The 309-nt window shown below is 61.5% G+C and carries 1 protein-coding gene; it reads left to right on the top strand.

What is annotated here, in order from left to right; translation table 11 throughout:
• A partial coding sequence (locus tag FGE21_RS20250; RefSeq protein WP_218062814.1) for a hypothetical protein occupies positions 1–279 on the top strand: 279 nt, incomplete at its 5' end.
• Positions 280–309: the final 30 nt, after the last annotated feature.

Below are 309 nucleotides of genomic sequence, written 5' to 3'. Positions count from 1 at the left end.
CAGCCCCATGCGCAAGAGGAATCTTCAGAACTGATTTTGGCGCGTCATCGGGTGCTGACATGTGTCCTGCCTCATGATGCGGCCTCACAGATGCCGCGGGCCCGTATGGTGTTCGAAGATCGGGTCCAGATCAAAGCCGCGTGCTCGAAGGCACTCTGTTGCACACTGGTTCTTCCGATCCCGTCTCACGACGATTGCGCCAAACGGCTCCTTGCCCTCTTTCGCTCCGACGTCCTCGCGACCCTGACGGCTTACACCGCCACGGCCGGAGCCTTGTAGACGCCACCTCGGGCCAGTGAGCCATGGGTC

Origin of the sequence: Phaeobacter sp. B1627 (assembly GCF_006265095.1) — a bacterium.
In the GTDB taxonomy this organism is placed as follows: domain Bacteria; phylum Pseudomonadota; class Alphaproteobacteria; order Rhodobacterales; family Rhodobacteraceae; genus Epibacterium.
This window is presented reverse-complemented; position numbering and strand designations above follow the sequence as displayed.